General features: G+C 34.7%; 19 protein-coding genes. 4 read left to right on the top strand and 15 right to left on the bottom strand.

Annotated features, from left to right (window positions below; translation table 11 throughout):
* Positions 1-3: 3 nt before the first annotated feature.
* From ACXGSQ_RS16905 to ACXGSQ_RS16880, 6 genes are all read right to left on the bottom strand, one after another.
* Positions 4-1,611, bottom strand: coding sequence for an ArnT family glycosyltransferase (locus ACXGSQ_RS16905; RefSeq protein WP_458627316.1), 1,608 nt, complete (start codon positions 1,609-1,611; stop codon positions 4-6).
* The gene (locus ACXGSQ_RS16900) at positions 1,604-2,227 is read right to left on the bottom strand and encodes a lipid-A-disaccharide synthase N-terminal domain-containing protein (RefSeq protein WP_458627315.1); all 624 of its coding nucleotides are present in this window, start codon (positions 2,225-2,227) and stop codon (positions 1,604-1,606) included. The genes ACXGSQ_RS16905 and ACXGSQ_RS16900 overlap by 8 nt, the downstream gene beginning before the upstream one ends.
* A 1-nt stretch (position 2,228) precedes the next feature.
* Positions 2,229-2,954 carry a glycosyltransferase family 2 protein gene (locus ACXGSQ_RS16895; protein ID WP_458627314.1) on the bottom strand — a complete coding sequence of 242 codons (726 nt, stop codon included), beginning with the start codon at positions 2,952-2,954 and terminating at the stop codon, positions 2,229-2,231.
* A 79-nt stretch (positions 2,955-3,033) separates the two neighbouring features.
* Entirely contained in the window at positions 3,034-3,624 is a 591-nt protein-coding gene (locus tag ACXGSQ_RS16890) for a hypothetical protein (RefSeq protein WP_458627313.1), read from the bottom strand.
* Positions 3,625-3,649: 25 nt separating this feature from the next.
* Entirely contained in the window at positions 3,650-4,729 is a 1,080-nt protein-coding gene (gene meaB / locus ACXGSQ_RS16885; RefSeq protein ID WP_458627312.1) for a methylmalonyl Co-A mutase-associated GTPase MeaB, read from the bottom strand.
* A 12-nt stretch (positions 4,730-4,741) separates the two neighbouring features.
* On the bottom strand, positions 4,742-5,311 hold the full coding sequence (locus ACXGSQ_RS16880) for a DUF2911 domain-containing protein (protein WP_458627311.1): 570 nt from the start codon (positions 5,309-5,311) through the stop codon (positions 4,742-4,744).
* Positions 5,312-5,492: 181 nt separating this feature from the next.
* Here ACXGSQ_RS16880 and ACXGSQ_RS16875 point away from each other — a divergent pair, with 181 nt between their 5' ends.
* The 4 genes from ACXGSQ_RS16875 to ACXGSQ_RS16860 all read left to right on the top strand — a co-directional run bounded on the left by ACXGSQ_RS16875 (position 5,493) and on the right by ACXGSQ_RS16860 (position 9,147).
* Positions 5,493-6,080: an RNA polymerase sigma factor gene (locus tag ACXGSQ_RS16875; RefSeq protein WP_458629376.1), complete on the top strand. Its 588-nt coding sequence runs from the start codon at positions 5,493-5,495 to the stop codon at positions 6,078-6,080.
* Positions 6,064-6,633 carry a hypothetical protein gene (locus tag ACXGSQ_RS16870; RefSeq protein WP_458627310.1) on the top strand — a complete coding sequence of 190 codons (570 nt, stop codon included), beginning with the start codon at positions 6,064-6,066 and terminating at the stop codon, positions 6,631-6,633. Before ACXGSQ_RS16875 ends, ACXGSQ_RS16870 begins: the two co-directional genes overlap by 17 nt.
* Before the next feature lie 128 nt (positions 6,634-6,761).
* On the top strand, positions 6,762-8,315 hold the full coding sequence (locus ACXGSQ_RS16865) for a hypothetical protein (protein ID WP_458627309.1): 1,554 nt from the start codon (positions 6,762-6,764) through the stop codon (positions 8,313-8,315).
* A gap of 145 nt (positions 8,316-8,460) precedes the next feature.
* On the top strand, positions 8,461-9,147 hold the full coding sequence (locus ACXGSQ_RS16860) for a peptidoglycan DD-metalloendopeptidase family protein (RefSeq protein WP_458627308.1): 687 nt from the start codon (positions 8,461-8,463) through the stop codon (positions 9,145-9,147).
* On the opposite strand, the gene ACXGSQ_RS16855 is transcribed toward ACXGSQ_RS16860, so the two are convergent.
* From ACXGSQ_RS16855 to ACXGSQ_RS16815, 9 genes are all read right to left on the bottom strand, one after another.
* Complete coding sequence (locus ACXGSQ_RS16855) at positions 9,144-10,430, bottom strand: APC family permease (protein WP_458627307.1); 1,287 nt, start codon at positions 10,428-10,430, stop codon at positions 9,144-9,146. The genes ACXGSQ_RS16860 and ACXGSQ_RS16855 overlap by 4 nt on opposite strands.
* 94 nt (positions 10,431-10,524) lie before the next feature.
* Positions 10,525-10,941: a hypothetical protein gene (locus tag ACXGSQ_RS16850; protein WP_458627306.1), complete on the bottom strand. Its 417-nt coding sequence runs from the start codon at positions 10,939-10,941 to the stop codon at positions 10,525-10,527.
* Positions 10,942-10,997: 56 nt separating this feature from the next.
* Positions 10,998-12,905, bottom strand: a complete 1,908-nt coding sequence (locus ACXGSQ_RS16845; protein ID WP_458627305.1) for a S9 family peptidase — start codon at positions 12,903-12,905, stop codon at positions 10,998-11,000.
* A 666-nt stretch (positions 12,906-13,571) separates the two neighbouring features.
* Positions 13,572-14,255, bottom strand: a complete 684-nt coding sequence (locus ACXGSQ_RS16840; RefSeq protein WP_458627304.1) for a hypothetical protein — start codon at positions 14,253-14,255, stop codon at positions 13,572-13,574.
* Between the two features lie 236 nt (positions 14,256-14,491).
* The gene (secA, locus tag ACXGSQ_RS16835) at positions 14,492-17,848 is read right to left on the bottom strand and encodes a preprotein translocase subunit SecA (protein ID WP_458627303.1); all 3,357 of its coding nucleotides are present in this window, start codon (positions 17,846-17,848) and stop codon (positions 14,492-14,494) included.
* A gap of 288 nt (positions 17,849-18,136) precedes the next feature.
* On the bottom strand, positions 18,137-18,358 hold the full coding sequence (locus tag ACXGSQ_RS16830; protein ID WP_008272287.1) for a DUF2795 domain-containing protein: 222 nt from the start codon (positions 18,356-18,358) through the stop codon (positions 18,137-18,139).
* Positions 18,359-18,603: 245 nt separating this feature from the next.
* Positions 18,604-19,179, bottom strand: coding sequence for a cob(I)yrinic acid a,c-diamide adenosyltransferase (locus ACXGSQ_RS16825; protein WP_458627302.1), 576 nt, complete (start codon positions 19,177-19,179; stop codon positions 18,604-18,606).
* Between the two features lie 346 nt (positions 19,180-19,525).
* Positions 19,526-19,729 carry a hypothetical protein gene (locus ACXGSQ_RS16820; protein ID WP_458627301.1) on the bottom strand — a complete coding sequence of 68 codons (204 nt, stop codon included), beginning with the start codon at positions 19,727-19,729 and terminating at the stop codon, positions 19,526-19,528.
* Positions 19,730-19,741: 12 nt separating this feature from the next.
* Positions 19,742-20,431 carry an ABC transporter ATP-binding protein gene (locus tag ACXGSQ_RS16815; RefSeq protein ID WP_458627300.1) on the bottom strand — a complete coding sequence of 230 codons (690 nt, stop codon included), beginning with the start codon at positions 20,429-20,431 and terminating at the stop codon, positions 19,742-19,744.
* Positions 20,432-20,435 lie beyond the last annotated feature (4 nt).

Raw genomic sequence — 20,435 nt, 5'->3', positions numbered from 1 at the left:
TGGTTATTTTCTAGTGAGTTGATAAAGCTGATTGACTAAACGCGATTTATATGCTCTATCTGAAAAATTTAAATCATAAGTCCCAATAAATTCAATAGTATATAGCTTGGCTAATTCATCAATAGCTTCAGGTTTTGTTGAAGATGTTAATACTCTGAATTGCTTTTCTTCTGGAAGAACTAGGCCTTCTTCAATTTTAATCCGCGGAATTTTATAACCATAATTATAGATAGCTTCAGGCGAAATACCATCTAAAGTATAAAGTGGTATTTCAGGTGTTAGTTCAGAAAGGGGTTTGTAATTCTCTTGAGGTTGTATGGTTGCTAGTGGCAATGCTAAAAGCCCAAAACTAAGCATGAATGCAATTGCCAAGTAAAATGTGGTTTTTATGTTTTTTGCTTTTAAATGCTTAAAAATGAAGCCGCCAATAGTTGCCAGTACCATACTAGTAACTATAAACCTTAGCCAAGTAATTCCTGATAATGATGGGGCTAAAAAGAAACCTGCGATCCAAAACAGTAGTGCAATAGTTCCAATAAGGCCAAATTGAAAATACACAGGGAAAGTTTCTTTTTTCGACTTTAAATTCTTGAATTCACGCGTTAAATATTCAATATAAAATCCAATATTTAAGGCTAGCGGAATTAATACGGGCATTAAATAACGCGATTTTTTTTCTGGAATAAGTGATAATAAAATGACCGCTAAAATGGTCCAAAAGAAACTGAAACGATAAGCTTTTAGGTGAGTTACCTTAGTTTTTAAATAAGGATATAGCAAACTGATAAATGCCGGAATGGTCCATAAGCCACTCTGAATAAAGAAGCTCCAGTAATAGTAAAACGGTCTCACATTATAACTGTGCCAATTAGACGTTTCACGTTGTGCAATAGCGGTAAACGTTTCAGGATCTGCAACTCTTACGTGAAGATACCACCAACCACCTAATACAACTCCGAAGACTAAAAGGCTAAATAGTTTTAAAAAATGAAGACTTCCACCTTTAAATTTAAACGCAATTCCATAGGCAATAACAAAAGGTAAGAAAAGTACATATAGTGATACGGGACCTTTTGATAAAATAGAACCAGCCAAAAACAGCACAAATAATAAACTTCTTAGAATTGTGGTTTTTTCAGTTTGAAACATTAGAAATAACTGATATAATGCCATTAACATTAAACCGTGTGTGTAAATGTCCCAAGGTGCTTCAACGATGATACCAATGATATAAAAAGAGGTCAGTGCAATAAAGCCATTAATTAAACTATGCGATTTTGTTAACTCTAACTTTTTTGATAATAAATAGGTCGAAATCCCGATACTCGCTAAAAAGAGTAGTGCAGGCCAACGTAAAGCTAAAACCGATTTTATACTAAATAAATAACCAAAAACAGCTGTAATCCATGTTGGTAGCGGTGGTTTCTGATAACGTGCTTCACCATTCATAGTGGTTAAAATCCAGTTGTTATCAGTTAACATTTCTCTTGCGGAAATAAAATTTCGGGCTTCCATGATGGTTACCGGAATTGCATCGATTGTAAAACCAAGCATTACAATTACAAAAAGTAAAAGGCTAAGGATAGGATGTTTTTCTACGAACTTAATCATTGGTCTTTCGAATTAAATAAGCGTTACGAGCATATATCACTAAACCAAATAAATGGCCAACAAACAACACTGGATCTTCTCTGATAATAGCATAGGTTAAAATTAAACCAGCACCAATTAAACTTAAAACCCAAAACCCCATTGGTAAAGTCGATTCTTTTTGGCGTTCAGAATGAATCCATTGATATACAAAACGCAAAGTAAAAATGACTTGTGCTACAATGCCTAAAACTAATAACCAAGTTGGGATATCGGCATTTTGAAAGAGTAAGTCGATATCTATTTTATTGTTGTTATAATAAAATATTACAATTAAAATAGGTACAATAAAAAGTAAATACTGGACTATTTTTGGGAATTTCTGCCATTGTCCTTGTAGTTGTAAATTCCGGATATATATGAAATAGGTTAAACTTTGGCCTAACATAATAGCAAAGTCTAAGCGTAAATAACCATAGATAAATAATAAAAAAGAAGCGATTAAGCTCAGTGTCCAAAATGTTTTTGGGGTGATTACTTTTCGTTGCTTTTCTGAAGTGATCCACTGTATAATAAGCCGAGAAGAAAATAAAATCTGGGCTAAGAATCCAATGCTGTAAATTATCCAGTCTTTCAAATTAGAGATTGTGTTTACTAGATTTTTCGATTTCGTAGTTGATATACTTTTTCTTCATCCACAAATAAGCAAAACAATCCATTAAAGGCCCAAGCAGTCTGTTCCAAAGTCCAAATTTTGCTGTGCCAGCCATTCTAGGAAAATGTTGTACAGTAATTTGTGTTACACGTCCTTGTTGCAGCATAATCATTGCAGGTAAAAAGCGATGCAAACCTCTAAACATAGGAATGCGTTTAGCATAATCCGTTCTTATGACTTTAAGAGGACAACCTGTATCGTCCATACCGTCGTGTGTAAAAGCGCGACGTATTCCGTTGGCAATTTTAGACGACATATTCTTAACAAAGGAATCTTTTCGGTTAGAGCGTACTCCTGTAACCAATTCATAAGAATCTATATGCTGTAAAAGCACATTAAAGTCTTCAGGTGCGGTTTGTAAATCAGAGTCTATATAACCAACTAATTCAGAATCGACGTGGTCAAAACCTGCTTTTATAGCCGCACTTAAACCTCTATTCTCTTTAAATAAGATATACTCAAAAGCAGCATTACGCTGGCATATGGCTTCTATTAAGGCCTGACTATTGTCACTAGAACCATCATTTACAAAGAGTATTGACGTTGTTACCGTTGCTATTTTGAGATATTTTAAAAGTTCCGATTCTACACGTTCTAAATTTTCTTCTTCATTATAAACGGGAACTATGATAGTGAATTGATACGTCATGCGCTATATTGCTTTGTCGGGACAAAAATATCGTTTTTTTGTGTTATGGAGAAAGTCTTATGATTTAAAGTAAACAGTATCACTCTGAGGATTCCATTTTCAGTCGTTCTTTGTCTGTTATTTGCTGTACTTCTAAGTTCTCTGGGTCTTTTATCTCATTCTTTACGGCTTCAATATACTCTGGAAAATCTCTAAATTTCAGTTCTAATAATGTTTCTGATTTTGTAAAAAAGAAGAGTGTTCCAATACCTAAAACTATAGACAGTCGAATTAAAAGTGCTTTGTAAAAAGGCGATTTCTGTTTAAAGTATTTAACCACTACAATTGCAACTATTGGTAATAGACTCGATAATCCAATCAATAAATTTATACTACTATAAGGCCATCTTTGAAATTTGAATAATATACTGATTGAAACTAAAGATAATACAAACCCAGTGCCAACGGTACCTATGATTCGTAATATGCTAATGCCTTTGTAGGATTGCGATTGAAATAAATTTCTAAATCTTATTTGATTTAAAAGTCCAAAGCTAAATACAAAATAGAGCATTGATAATAGTAAGGTCAATATTGTAATAAGTAAAGCGGCATATGAGTACGTGAAGAATAATCGCAATGCCATTAATGAAAGTATCGCTATACTTAGAATTATTTCAGTTTGTTTCATTATTTGGTGGTTATTCAAGCATCAATTAAAGGGAAAGCAGGTACTCGGCAGCTACAAATGGAGTTCTTTTTCCAGCTTCAACAAGTTTAATTTGCTCTGGTAGTTCTGTTTTAATTTTAGTGGCGTTGTAGAAATTAGACTTTAGCCGGTCTTCAATAGTTTGAAGTAACCAAAATTTATTTTGATTATTTCTATTATTTTGAAAGTATTGATTTTTTGATGTGGTTTCAATATACGTTTCAATCATATTCCAAATTTCTGAAATACCTTCACGTTTAAGGGCGCTACATAAGGACACCTTTGGTGACCATTCGGAAGCTTTAGCCGGATATAAATGTAAAGCTCTATTGAATTCTACTTTCGCCATTTTGGCGGCTTTTAAATTGTCACCATCAGCTTTGTTAATTACAATAGCATCGGCCATTTCTATAATGCCGCGTTTAATACCTTGAAGTTCGTCACCAGCGCCAGCTAATTTTAATAATAAAAAGAAATCTACCATGCCATGCACGGCCGTTTCACTTTGTCCAACACCAACCGTTTCAATAATAATGGTATCAAAACCAGCGGCTTCACACAAAATAATCGTTTCACGTGTTTTTCTGGCTACACCACCTAAAGAATTTCCTGAAGGCGAAGGCCTTATAAAAGCATTTTCGTTTTTTACCAAATCTTCCATTCGGGTTTTATCTCCCAAAATACTTCCTTGGCTTAAGCTACTACTAGGATCTACAGCTAAAACGGCTACTTTTTTTTCTAAGGACGTAAGGTGAATTCCGAAAGCTTCAATAAAGGTGCTTTTTCCTACGCCGGGAACACCTGTTATTCCTATCCGAATTGATTTGTTAGCATAGGGCAAACACTTAGTAATAATATCGTTTGCTTTTTTAGAATGTGAAGGATTTGTACTTTCAATTAAGGTAATAGCTCTGCTTAAAGCCGTTATATTTCCTGAGATAATCCCAGAAACTAAATCATTAACCGAGATGGTTTTCTTACGATTGGCTTTTATGATTTTGGCAACTTTAGAACTTAAGCTATTTGGGGATTCTACGCCATCTTGCTCATGCAAAGCAGATTTGTATGTCTTGTTTTCCTTTGCCAATTTGCAATCAATTTAGTTCTTTGTTTTTATCGCTTTAACCTCTATAGGAACTTCAATTAAAGTATTGTCCCAAGCCATGGTTAATTTTAAATGCCCTGTTTTATTATCAAAAGCAATGGTAAAGCGTTCTACAGTAACATCTAATTTTTGGGCAGGAACAAGCAACTCAAGAGCATCATAATTTGGATCCCACATTGGTTCCATTTTTTCGTTAACTCCCCAATCGTATTGTTTAGAATTAAACATTACTTTCCAAGCATCTTTCATAGGGACAGTCCAAATAGTATATTTTCCTTTTTTTAATGTTATGCCATCAATCATTAAGGTTTGATTGGTTTCAAATGTTGTTGCCTCATTTGCACCTGTTCTCCAAACTTTATCAAACGGAACTAAGGCACCAAAAATTTCACGATCGCGTTTTGAAGGTCTGTTGTATTCTACTTTAAGGGTTAAATCGTTAAGTGAGATTTCAGCAGTATCCTTAGGACTTAAAGGTGGTGAGAAAATATTTTCAACAAATGCGGAATATAAAAGCAAGCCTAAAGCTAAAATAGATAAGATGATAAGGAGGCGTTTTAACATAGCTGTTACTCTAAAAATATAATAGGTTAAAAAAATAAAATGCAAACTTATGCATTCAAGATTTAAAGATAATTGAATTCCATAACTTTATAGATGTCAAACCTTGAATTTTATATAAATCTTATAAAATTTAAAATATTTTAAAGATTCTTGCAACACTTCAAACTTTGCGTCGTCTTTAATATGTAATCAATCAAAAAACCAAACCAAAATCAGCACGTTTCCAATTCATATTGTTGAAAAATGCAAGCAGAATGATAGACAAGCGCAAATGCAATTGTATAATCAATACTGTAATGGTATGCTAATCGTAGCACTTCGATTTGTAAAAGATAGAATGGAGGCCGAGGATATAGTACAGGAAGCCTTTATAAAAGCATTTTCCAAATTAGAAGATTTTAAAGCCGAAGTTAGTTTTGGCGCTTGGTTAAAACGCATTGTTATCAATAGATGTATCGATGTTTTAAAATCTAAAAAACAGCGTTTAGTTGCGTTAGAAGTAAATCATTTGAGTGTGATTGATAAGGCTTATGAAACAGATTGGACTATTGATGACGGCATCACTGTTGAAGATGTGAAAACTGCAATAGAAACACTATCTGAAAAGTATAAATATGTGGTGTTATTGTATTTAATGGAAGGTTACGATCATAAAGAAATATCTGAAATTTTAAATATTTCGGAAGTTGCATCAAGAACACAATTATCACGTGGAAAACAAAAATTAAAGGACGTTTTAAAATTAGAAAAAAATGGCACAAGATCTTAGAAATTTATTTGAAGAAGACTCCAAAGATCAGCAAGCAACAATGTCTGATGGACATGAAGAGCGTTTTCTTAAAAAACTGGAGAGTGAGTTTCCAAAGCAACGAAAATCAACATACAGATTTGGAGTTTTAAATATTGCAGCAACTGTAGTTGTGTTGCTAGGGTTAAGTTTTGGTAGCTATCAGTATTTTTATGTTTCTCCAGAGTCAGTAGAACCAATTAAGGTGGTACATGCTAAAATAAAATCCTTAGGTGACGTGTCTCCAGATTTAAAAAAAGTGGAAGACTATTATCTCGCTAGTATCAATTTAGAATTGTCTAAAGTGCAACTCACACCAGAAAATAAAGAGTTATTTGATGGATATGTTGAACGGTTGAAAGAGTTAAATGATGAATATAAGACGCTAACCATTGAGTTGAATGCTAATGGACCTAATGACGCAACATTAGATGCGCTAATTGATAACTTAAAATTTAGACTCAATTTAGTGAAACGCCTTAAGGAAAAACTAAAAGAGTTTAACGACGATGCATTTGCACAAGAAAGTGTTTAAAATGGTACTCTTCTAGGGATAGCCAAAGTATTATAAAATCAATCAATCAATCAATCAATCAATCAATTTAATCAAAAAACGAACAGATTTTACTCAGGTGAACGGGGTATTTCTAAAAATCAAGAATTATGAAGACAATTAGAATTTTAATCATGTGTCTATTAACCTCTTTTGGTTATGCACAGAAAAAAATGAGTAAAACATCACAATCTATCAAAGTGAATAAAGATGTTGTGATAGATTTAAATATGAGCAACGTTGAAATAGAGATCGACACTTGGAATAAAGATGTTGTGGAAATTGAAGCTTATATTGAAGGAGATAAATTATCTGAAACCGAATTAAAACAAGCTTTAGAACATTGGAATTTAAAAGTAGAAGGGTCTAGTAACAGTGTGCTTATATCTTCAACAGGAGGAAGTAGTTCGAGTCTATTTCCGTATTCAGAATATTCTAATGCCTTAAAAGAATTAGAGTATGAGTTAATTGAATTGCCCGAGATGCCTGTTATGCCTATCATGCCAATGTTACCAGAACTGGTAGAAATACCAATGTTGCCAGAGATGCCAGAAATGCCTGCGATGCCAAAATTGCCAACATTACCAAAAGGAATTACGACTATAGAATTTGATTATGATAAATATCAAAAAGATGGTGAAAACTACTTAGCAGAATGGAGTAAAAAGTATGAAAAGAAGGGGGGTAAAGAATTTCAGAAAAAGATGGAAGACTGGGCACGGAAATTTGGTGAGTCAGGATACCAAGAAAAAATGCGAAAATGGGGAGAACAGTACGGTGAGCGTTTTGAAGGGAACTGGGCCAAAGAGATAGAGAAATGGGGTGAGAAATTTGGTGAAAAGTACGGTAAAGATATGGAAAAATGGGGTGAAGAATTTGGTGAAAAATTTGGGAAAGAATGGGAAGAAAAAATGGAAGCTTGGGGAGAAAATTTAGCAAAACAAATAGAGGAACGTGCTGAAGCCATGGAAAAGAGTGGAGAGTCACTAGAGAAACGACAGGAAGCACTTGCTAAAAGACATGAATATTTGGCAGATAAAAGAGCGTCTATTTTGGTGAAGCGATTAGAGTCAGGAAATAATAGCAAAGTAAAAAAGGTGATTAAAATTAAAATACCTAAGAAAGCTAAACTCAAGACTAATATTAGACATGGTGAATTAAAAATATCATCTGTAATACACAATATGAAAGGTGATATTTCACATTCATTCTTAGTAGCAGAGAACATTGATGGAAGCGAGACTTCCATCAATGTATCCTATTCTCCGGTAATGGTGAATACTTGGAATTTGGGGACTTTAAATCTCAATTTTGTGGATAAAGCGCAGATTAAAACCGCTCAAAATTTAGTACTGAATTCTAAGTCGTCTAATATAACCGTAGGTAATTTAATAGATACGGCTATTATTAATGGGAGTTTTGGCGATTTAACGATTTCCAATTTAAGTGCCACTTTTAAAAATCTCAATTTGGTTTTAGAAAACAGTGATGCGCTTATTAATTTGCCAAAAGATATAGATTATACCCTTTATTTTAAAGGCAACCGTTCTAAGTACAATAATAAAGCAACAACACAAAAGACGCTTCGCAATTATCCTGAAGGACAACGTTCGAACCGAAATATTATGGTGAATGCTAAGTTTAGTAATGTGATTATTAATTAAAGCGTAATTATAATGTTAGATTGAACGCAGTCGAAACCTAATTGTTCATTGACGACGACGAATCTTCGATTTTAAATTTATTATTAAAACTCACATTCAGTTTTCCGTGAGATAGATTTTCTATTTTTATGGAAATTTTGTTTTTATGTCATTTCTTACTTTCGAAACATTTATTAAATCACTCAAACCACATTCGTTGTTTGACTCTAATATTACTTCCAACGATTTTATTACACTCAATTTATCTATTCATAATCCGGAATTAAAAATCGTTAACGTGTCTTCTTCGGAAGATTTAGAACACTTTATTTGGAATCGTATTAAAAGGAATTATGGTAAAATTGCTTATGGAGGTTATTTGGAAAAGCGTGGAATTTACCAACGCAGCACGTATTTTACTCAACAAAACCCTGAGGAAGAACGCAATATTCACTTAGGTATGGATTTGTGGATAGAAGCCCATACACCAATTTTTGCTCCTCTAAATGGAATGATTCATAGTTTTAAAAACAATACCAATCACGGAGATTATGGACCAACGATTATTTTAAAACATCATATTGAAGGTGTTGAATTTTATACCTTGTATGGGCATTTAAGTTTGGCTTCGATTCAAAACCTGGACGTTGGTGTAGAAGTAACCCAAGGAGATCAAATCGCAACACTTGGAACGACTGAGGTTAATGGTGATTATCCACCACATTTACATTTTCAAATTATAAAGGATATTCAAGAATTTAGTGGAGATTATCCAGGAGTCAGTAATCAACTTGATTTAACTTTTTATAAAGAAAACTGTCCAGACCCTAATTTGCTTTTAAAGTTGTATTAGCTTTTTCTTCGCTTTTCATAGGTTTTAAACATCCATTCCGCAATAAAACACGAACCAATAACTGCAGCAGAAACAAGTACACCTGTGAGATTCGATTTATACTGTTGATTGATTAAAATCACCAAGGCTAATACACAAAGGATACAGGCTACGAGTGGAATTATTTTGTTACTATTAGTGTCTTTAGACTTTTTGAATCCGACCCAATTCACAATGCCAAAAATGAGGATAAATCCAACGCTTCCTGCGGTTGATATACTTTCTAAATCTAAAATGTTTACTAAAATTAACGTCGAAATAGCTGTAATGAGTAAGCCGATAGGTTGGTTCCAAAGTTTAGAGGTGAAGTGATGAGGTAATTCATCATCTTCTGCAATTTCAAAATTAACACGACTGCCACCATATAAGGATGCATTTATGGCCGAAAATGTTGAGATTAGGGCCGCAATGGTAATGATGGTAAATCCTATTTGTCCTAACATAGGTTTTGCTGCTTCCGCTAAAACATAATCTTCTGCTTTTGCAATTTTATCAAAAGGTAATGAGCCCACAGTGACAAAAGCAATTATGATATATAAGGCAATTACAAATACCACTGAGTAATAATACGCACGAGGAATATTCTTTTCAGGATTTACAATATCTGGAGCCGCATTCGCAATAAGTTCAAAGCCTTCGTAGGCTACAAAAATTACCATTCCTGCAGCGAAAAGTTGTACAGGAGATTCCCAATTAGAAATGGCTAATTGCGCTAGATTGGGATTGTCCTTGAGACCATAAGCACCAATACCTATAAAACCGATAAGAATAATTAGTTTTATGATGACGGCATAAGATTCTATTTTCCCAACAATAGCAATACTGTAATAATTTATAGCTGTTGCTACAATGATGATGGCACTGGCATAAATATGAAAGTCGACAATAGTGTTTGACGTTAGCATTAATAAATTAGGAGCATAAGATCCAAAAGCAGAAGCGTATAGCGATAACATTATAATATAACTTACCCACAATAAATTATTGATGGCTCCGCTAAAGACAGTAATACCAAAACCCTGATTAATAAATTTCACAGTGCCTCCTCTATCTGGGTAGTGCTGAGATAGTTTGACATAGCTGTAGGATGTTAGTAAAGCTAAAATACCAGCAAATAAAAAGGCAACAGGTGTGCCACCTTGGGCAATAGATACAGCTAATCCTAAAACAGCAAAAATACCTCCACCAACCATACCTCCTATACCAATAGAAATTGCCTCTTTTAAACTTATTTTATCTGCCATATTAAAAGAATTGATGAGGTATTTGAAACGACATAAAAATACAATTACTAGCCGCCATTATCTTACAGTACGCATACCCATTTGTATTTACGTTTTATAAATTATTTGATTTATTGATGATTTTAGAGCTTAATACATCCCCTAAAAAGAAACCAACAATTATAAGTAGCCCATCCGAAAGCGTAAACCAGAGTTCTTTTGGTAGCATAACGATATTAAAAAATGTAGCAGCAAGCATTAAGACACCAACAATGTAACTTGGGATTTTACTTTGCTTAGAAATTTTAGCAGCTACTAGCATGCCGATTACAATACCTACAAAATGTCCAATAACAACGCATATTTTCATTCCTACAGGGATTAAATTCATGTTGTCACTTAACCATTTTATATTCAGTGGCTCTGCTCCATCTGGTAAAGGAAATAAATTATGACCAATAAGGTTTTCAATGATGTAAACGGTTACCGATGCTGTAATAAAACCAATTATGGTTGCTAATATATTTCTCATTATTGATATTGGTTAGTTCTTAATAGACTTAATTTCTGCTTAACTGATAAGAAGCATTATAAGGTTTCTTTTAACCATTTAAAAAATTCGTGTTGCCAAATTAATGCATTTTGAGGTTTTAATACCCAATGATTTTCTTCAGGGAAATAGAGTAATTTACTTTTTAAGCCTAATAGTTGTGCGGCTTGGTATGCGCTTAAGCCTTGTTCAATAGGAACTCTGTAATCTTTTCCACCTTGAATAATTAAAATAGGGGTATTCCATTTAGATACTTTAGTAATTGGGTTAAAGGCGTTATACGCTTTTTGTGCAGCTTTATTATTTTTATCCCAATACGGCCCACCAAAATCATGGTTTACAAAGAATAACTCTTCGGTTGTGCCATACATAGATCTGGTATCAAAAACACCATCGTGAGCAATGAATGTTTTAAAACGATTATTATGCATTCCTGCTAAATAAAATACAGAATAGCCTCCAAAACTAGCACCAATAGCACCTAGTCGGTCTTTATCTACGTAGGGTTCTTTTGCGATAGCATTAATTGCAGAAAGGTAATCATCTATCACTTGGCCACCCCAATCTTCACTAATGTCTTCATTCCATTTGACACCATGTCCTGGCATACCACGACGGTTAGGCGCCACCACAATATAGCCTTGTGACGCCATTAGTTGAAAATTCCAACGGTAAGAATAAAACTGAGATAATGGAGATTGCGGACCACCTTGCGCATATAATAGTGTTGGATATTTTTTTGAAGCATCAAAATTAGGAGGTAAAATAACCCAGACCAACATTTGTTTGCCGTCTGTTGTTGTGACGTAGCGTTTTTCTACTTTAGGTAAAGCAACACTATCATATAAGTCTTTATTAATATTGGTTAATTGGGTAAAGGTTTTCTTTTTTAGATTAAAACTAAAAATATCAGCGGCATGATTCATGTCCGTTCTCGTAACCAATAAGGTTTTGTCTTTTTGAGCGATAATACTTGTGATATCAAATTGCCCTTCTGAAAGTTGCTCTACCATAGGCGCTATTCGCTTTTTTCCAGGATAATTCACTTTAAAAAGTTGAATGGTGCCGGCAACAGGTGCTGTAAAGTAAATAGTTTTACCATCATTACTCCATGTAAAGCTTCTTACTGTGCCATCCCATTGTTGGGTTAAATTCTGCTTAATGCCGTTATTTAAAACAATGATATCGTTCTTATCACTTTCGTAGCCATCGGTTTTCATTTGTAACCAAGCCAAAGCTCCTTGAGAAGAAAAGGCCGGATTAGTATCATATCCTTTATTGTCTTCTGTAATATTTTCAGTGGTTTTAGAGTCTAGATTGTATTTGTAGATATCCGTATTGGTACTCGTAGCGTAGGCTTTACCTTTTAATTTTTTACTAACGTAGTAAATCGCTTTACTGTCTGGAGACCAGATATAATCTTCATCACCACCAAAAGGTTTTTGAGGTGTGTGATAAGGTTCATTAGGCATAATATCAATTCCTGTGGCATCTTCTAATCCTATTTTTTTATAAAGTAGGTGGTTAAAACGACCATCGCTCCAGGTATCCCAATGGCGAATATCTAAATCAGAAAAAATATATACATCCGATTTATCTAAATTCTTATAGACATCAGATCCTTTAATAGCTTCAATATGAACTTCATTATTAAACAATTTATAATTGCCATCGGCTGATACATTTTTGTCGGTAGCTCTAACGTCTTCCTCTTTTATTTCTACCATATCACCACCTTCAATAGGCATTTTAAAGTATTTAGAGTCGTAGTTGTTTTCTTTAATGTTTGGTGTTTTTACAGAGAAGAATAGGGTTGAACCTTCGCTGTCAATACCCATAACGTTAAGGCGTTCTACTTGCCATAACAGCTCAGGTGTCATGGTCTTTTGTGCTTGTATTAAATTGCTTGTTAACATTAAACCGATAATAAAGATGATGTTTTTCATAATGGATTTTTAAAAAAGGAATTTCTATAGAACTAAATGAGTATTCGTATGTCTTGAAAACCCCTTATGTTGAGGTCTGGATTTTCCAAAAACTCACAAATGTAAAGTTAAGAAGATTTTTTCATAGCATCCTATAGTATTGAAAGTCTTCTACAGTTGTATAATAAATTTATTATTTGCCCCAGTACAATGGACTATGTGATTTATAGAGGTGTGTATTAAAGTTGACTTCACCTGATTCTTTTATACTGTAAGTTTGCTGTAAGATTGTTTTAAGGATGCCATAACCGCGCTATAACCTGTATCTTAGATTTTTTGTTTTTTTATGAAATAGAGGTTTGTTTTAGGTAAATATTGTTTTGATTTGAAGTGTTACACTATTGTGTAGGAGCGGGGTTTGGGTCAGTTTACTGCGCTATTAAATGACGGATACCGTTAGTTTTAGGGAATCGAATAGATAAGAAATGTATTGAGAACCTTTGGTGTTGTAAAGCTTCTCAATACGAAATTTCAGAAAAGGAATTTCACGCGAAGTGACATTGCGATTGAAATTGTTGCTTGGTATGTTTTATTAATGACGTTGGGACATTTGAAGAGACATTAGGTATCTCACAAAAAAAATCCTGATGGATTTCATCAGGATTTTTGATTTTTAGTAAAACTTAACTATTCTTTAGTGTCTTCAGCTAATGGTGAAATCATAATATGTGCTCTATGTGTGCCAGGATTCATAATCCAAGGATGATTTGAAGCTACTGGTGCTTCTGGTAAACCTGTAGATTCTGCCGTAGCCCAAGGAAGATACACTACATAACGAAGTTTTGCGCCAGCTACTTCTGTGGTTGTCGGATCGTACTCTGCTTTTGGTCCAGAATAGATATGTAATGTCGCTCCGGAGGTGATCTTAAATTTACCAGCTTTCATTTCTGCTTCACGGATATCAAAAATTTCTTGATGTTTCTTTCCTTCGGCTTTTAAAGCGCGTCCTCTTGCCATAAACGGTTCGAGATCTTTATGATAACAGGCCGCACTAAATCCGTTTTTATTAGGGTCATCCGCGAGTACAATAAATTCATTATCGCCTTCTTTTAGCGTTACAAATTCACCTGCCATATTATAGCCAATAACTTTACAATTGGATCTACTTGCTTCTGGAGCCGCCATTAATGCCGTTGCAATTAAGGCTTCATCTGTATCAATAGGTTGTAATGTGGTATTGGTTTCGTTTGTTGTTGGTGCTGTTGTGGTTTTTGTTAAGTCAGCCTCTTGCGTTATTGTTTTTGATTTGTCTGATGAATTACAAGACACTAAGAGTCCTGTGAACATTATAGCTGTGATGATGTGTTTCATGTTGGTTGGTGGATTTTTGGATTGAATTGTTGTTTTTACAAGTTACTAAAATCTAATGAGATTAAGGAATTTGGGTCAATATGATTTTTTGTGTTTTGATACTTCTCTATATGTTACAACGAAAAAAAAGTTGGAACACTAGAAGTGACGTTTTGTGTATCACAAAAAAATCCTGATGGGTTACATCAGGATTTTTAATTCTATTATTGAGATTCCTGCGTCGGCAGGAATTTGTGTTACTCAACAAGTACCCATTCTCCTTTTTCAATTAAAGGAATGGCTTGTTTGTATTTAACATCTTTGGTTTCACCACTCATCACATGTTTAATCGTCACTTTATCATTACGACCAATTTTTGGTTGATCTCTAGTAATGGTTTCAACGACTTGCTGTTGTTGACGTGATGCTCCGGCTCCTGCAGCTCTATTTTGAGAAGAACGTTCATCTAAATTAGGAATCTCTTCTTTTTGAGTTTCTAATTTTTCTTGTTTACGTTGTTTTGCTTCTTGAATAGAGTTAGATGTTTCTTGTGGAATTTCACCTTTGAATAAGAACGAAATCACATCTTTATTCACTTGGTCAATCATAGCCTTAAATAGCTCAAACGACTCAAATTTATAAATTAACAACGGATCTTTTTGCTCGTGTACGGCTAATTGAACGGATTGTTTTAATTCGTCCATTTTACGTAAATGTACTTTCCAAGCGTCATCTACAATGGCTAATGTAATGTTCTTTTCAAAATCATTAATTAACTGTGTCCCTTTAGTTTCGTATGCTTTTTGTAAGTCTGTAACAACTTGTAAATTCTTAACTCCATCTGTAAAAGGTACAACGATACGTTTAAACTTATCGCGTTGTGTATCGTATACGTTTTCAATGACAGGAAACGCTAAATCTGCAGCACGTTGCATTTTTTCTCTGTAATGCTTAAAGGCTGCTTTATAAATAGTACCAGCAATATCAGTGGCGTTCATTTTTCCGAAATCAGCTTCAGAAATAGGAGAGGCCATTGAGAAGTAACGGATCAATTCAAACTCAAAGTTTTTAAAATCGTTAGCTTCTTTATTGTTGATAGCGATACCTTCAGAAGTATCAAAAATCATATTTGCTAAATCGACTCTTAAACGTTCACCATGTAAGGCATTACGACGACGCTTGTAAATCACTTCACGTTGTGCGTTCATAACGTCATCATACTCTAATAAACGCTTACGTACACCAAAATTGTTCTCTTCTACTTTTTTCTGAGCACGCTCAATAGACTTAGAGATCATTGAATGCTGAATTACTTCACCTTCTTTTAATCCCATTCTATCCATCATCTTCGCAATACGCTCAGACCCAAATAGACGCATTAAGTTATCTTCTAAAGACACATAGAACTGTGAACTTCCTGGATCTCCTTGACGCCCCGCTCTACCACGTAACTGTCTGTCTACACGACGCGAATCGTGACGTTCTGTACCTACAATCGCTAAACCACCTGCTTTTTTAACTTCTTCGCTTAACTTAATATCGGTACCACGACCAGCCATGTTGGTTGCAATGGTTACTTGTCCTGCATTACCCGCTTGTGCAACGATTTCCGCTTCTTTTTTATGTTGTTTCGCGTTTAAGACGTTATGCTCAATTTTACGAATACTTAACATTTTACCTAAAAGCTCTGAAATTTCAACGTTAGTTGTTCCAATAAGTACAGGGCGACCTGCATTCGCAAGGTTTACAACTTCATCGATAACCGCATTGTATTTTTCACGTTTTGTTTTGTAAACTAAATCGTCTCTATCATCTCTAGCGATTGGTCTGTTTGTTGGAATTTCAACAACATCTAATTTATAGATTTCCCAAAGTTCACCAGCTTCTGTAACCGCAGTACCTGTCATACCAGACAGTTTACGATACATTCTAAAGTAGTTTTGAAGGGTTACGGTTGCAAAGGTTTGTGTAGCGGCTTCAATTTTTACATTTTCTTTAGCTTCAATCGCTTGGTGCAGTCCGTCTGAATAACGACGTCCATCCATAATACGACCTGTTTGCTCATCGACAATCATAACTTTGTTGTCCATTACAACATATTGATTGTCTTTTTCAAATAAAGCGTAAGCTTTTAAAAGTTGGTTTAAGGTATGAATACGTTCTGATTTGATACCGAAGTCTCTAAATAAATCTTCTTTAAGGTTTGCTTCCTCTTCAGAAGATAAGCCCATGGCTTCGATCTTAGCAATTTCTGTACCCATTTCTGGTAGTACGAAGAAATCTGGATCATCTTCACCAGATAAGAATTCAACTCCTTTATCTGATAATTCAACTTGGTTATTTTTTTCATCAATAACGTAATAGAGTTCTGCATCTACTTTAGGCATTTCTCTATTGTTATCTTGCATGTAATAATTTTCCGTTTTTTGAAGCAATTGTTTTACACCTTCTTCAGATAAAAACTTAATTAGGGCTTTATTTTTAGGAATACCTCTATATGCTCTTAATAATTGGAAACCACCTTCTTTAGTATCTCCTGCGGCAATCAATTTTTTAGCTTCAGCTAAAACTCCAACTAAATATTTGCGTTGTACTTCTTCAATTTGTTGAACTTTAGGTTTCAACGCGTCAAATTCGTGTTCTTCTCCTCTTGGTACAGGACCCGAAATAATTAATGGAGTACGTGCATCATCGACCAATACGGAATCGACCTCATCGACAATGGCATAATGGTGTGGACGTTGTACTAAATCTTCTGGCGAATGTGCCATGTTATCACGTAAGTAATCAAAACCAAACTCATTATTAGTTCCGTATGTAATATCTGCGTTATAGGCTTTACGACGTGCGTCCGAGTTGGGTTGGTGGTAATCAATACAGTCAATACTCATTCCATGAAATTGGAATATTGGTGCCATCCACGCGCTATCACGTTTAGCTAAGTAATCGTTAACTGTTACTAAGTGCACTCCTTTACCTGCTAAAGCATTTAAATATACAGGAAGTGTTGCAACTAAGGTTTTTCCTTCACCGGTTTGCATCTCAGCAATTTTACCTTGGTGCATAGCAATACCACCAATTAGCTGAACATCATAGTGAATCATGTCCCAAGTAATTGGCTTACCTGCAGCATCCCAAGAATTGGCCCAAATGGCTTGGTCACCTTCTAAGGTAACATAATCGTGTTCACCAGAAATCTCACGGTCAAAAGCATTTGCTGTTACTCGGATTTGTGTGTTGTGTACAAAACGTTTAGCTGTTTCTTTAACCACAGCAAAGGCTTCAGGTAGAATATCGTTTAAAACGTCTTCCGTAACATTGTAAATATCATCATCAATTTTATCAACCTCAAGATAGATGTCTTCACGCTCATCAATATCTTCAGTAACATTTGCTTTTGCTAAAAGGTCATCCTTTTTGGTTTGCAAAGGCTTCCTGGCTTCAGCAATCTTTGCTTTAAATTCAGCAGTCTTTGCCCTAAGTTCGTCATGTGATAAAGCTTCTAAAGCTTTTTCAAACGTTTTTATTTTTTCAACAATAGGTTTAATGGCACTAACGTCTTGTTTGGATTTATCTCCAACAAAAACTTTCAGTACCTTATCTAAAAATGTCATAATTTGATGTTTGTTACGGATTGATTTGTATCAATCTTATTTTGTTAATTTTAGTTAGTTTGTCTTGGTGTCATTAATTTAAAAAAAATAACATCTCTAAAGTTCCTTCAAGGGAACTCCTTAAACAATTTATATCCATCACTTAGCGTGATGTTCTTATTGTTTTTAGTCTCTGTGTTATGGCAGAGTAGGTTTTTGACTTTTATCTCAGATAAAAAAAGCATCCGAAAATAAAAAAGTCTCTCAGTTATGATAACGCAAGAGACTTTTTTGTGATAATTTTATATGTTAATATTCATCCTCATTCCAGAGGTAATCTTCGTCAGTTGGATAGTCTGGCCAAATTTCTTCAATAGAATCATAAGAATCACCTTCATCTTCTATTGCTTGTAAATTTTCAACTACTTCTAAAGGAGCTCCTGTTCTAATAGCGTAGTCGATAAGCTCATCTTTTGTTGCCGGCCAAGGTGCATCACTTAAATAAGATGCTAATTCTAATGTCCAATACATAATTGTGTGTGTAATTTAATTTTTGCAAAAATAATTTTTTAGTTGAACAATTCAAGAAAAAATCAAATTAATTAGTTTGTATTTTAAATAAATTAATTTATGGGTCTCACCTAACATTTATATTTATGTGTTTTTGAATTGTTCAAATGTCACTTATAAATGTTTAATCATTAATAAAAAGAACGTATAATTTTCAACATGTTTAGATGGAATATTGCATTATTCACCATCTAAAAGCTTTAGGGTTATGAATTCTTTTGAGGAATCCATTTGATTTCTTCTGCGTGTAAGTCATGTGACAACTTCCGTGCCAATACAAAAAGGTAGTCAGATAGTCTATTGATATACATTAAAGTTTCGGGTTGAAATGGTTCTAAGTCATTAAGGTGTGAGGCCAAACGTTCGGCTCTACGGCATACAGTACGTGCTATGTGACAGAATGACACGGTTTGGTGTCCGCCTGGTAAAACAAAGTGTGTCATTGGCGGGAGGCTGTCTTCCATAAGATCCATTTCCTTTTCTAATTTCTCAATGTCTTCAGTTGCTATTTTCGGAATATTTAAGCGAGCCTTACCGTTTTTTAGAGTTGCTTTTTCCGGATCTGTGGCTAAAATTGCGCCAACGGTAAATAGTCGATCTTGAATAGCCATCAATGTGTTTTTATACAATTGGTCAATATCTTGATCTCTTATTAGTCCGATGTGTGAGTTGAGCTCGTCAATGGTGCCGTAGCTTTCAATTCTTATATGGTGCTTCGGAACTCTTGTGCCACCGAAAAGCGCTGTTGTTCCTTTATCTCCTGTTTTTGTGTATACTTTCAAGGTTTGAAGTTTAATGTTTGAAATGTAAAGTTAAGAATTTAGGTTTGAAGGCTGTTGTTTCAGTTGGAATTTTGTGTGGCGGTGCGGTGATGGGGTGATTTGGTGATGCGGTGATGCGGTGATGTGGTGATGCGGTGATGCGGTGATGTGGTGATGCGGTTATGCGGTGATTTGGTGATGCGGTGATTTGGTGATTTGGTGATGTGGTGATGCGGCGGTGCGGTGATGTGGCGGTGCGGATACTTAGAGTTATAAAAGTTTTAGAGGCTTAAGGTTTTTTATTTAATTGGTGAATGTTATTACGAGGAGGTGTATTGTGGTTCTTTTTAGACATTGATGGGAATGTTTATGCGTTGTGATTTTTTTTAAGGTGAATTCCATGTCTAAAAATCATGACACCGATAATTAAAATGATGATAGGCATAAACAGGAAATAGAATATGGCATCATTACCTTCTTTAATGGCGTAGGATGAAATGAAAAAAATAAATACCAATGCGAATAGACTTGTTAGAAATCCTATTGCGATTAGATGGGATGCTTTTTTCATAAATGAAGCGCTCTAAGCATTAAATGTATCACTTTCAATAACACCATCGCGTAGACGAATAATCCGTTTTGCGTGTGCTGCAATGTCTTCTTCGTGTGTTACCATAATTACAGTGTTTCCTGCTGCGTGAATTTTATCAAATAACCCCATGATTTCAGTACCTGTTTTAGAATCTAGGTTACCAGTAGGTTCATCGGCTAATATAATTGAGGGTTTGTTTACTAAGGCTCTTCCCACAGCAACACGTTGTCGTTGTCCACCAGAAAGTTGATTGGGTTTGTGGTCCATTCTGTCTGCTAAGCCCACGTCTGTTAATACTTCTGTAGCGCGTTCTATACGCTCTTTTTTAGAAGCGCCTGCATATATCATTGGTAAAGCGACATTGTCTAAAGCGGTGGTTCTTGGTAGCAAATTAAAGGTTTGAAATACAAATCCGATTTCCTTGTTTCTAATATCTGCAAGTTCATCGTCAGACATCTGACTAACGTCATTACCATTTAAATTATAGGACCCTGACGTTGGGGTATCTAAGCACCCCAATAAATTCATTAATGTTGATTTTCCAGAACCAGATGGTCCCATGATAGCAACATATTCGCCACGTTTAATGTCTAAATCGATACCTTTTAGTACATGAACAATTTCTTGTCCTAATTTAAAATCTCTAATGATATTTCTAATCTCAATGACGTTGCTACTCATAATC

It is taken from the genome of Winogradskyella sp. PC D3.3, assembly GCF_054366245.1.
This window is presented reverse-complemented; position numbering and strand designations above follow the sequence as displayed.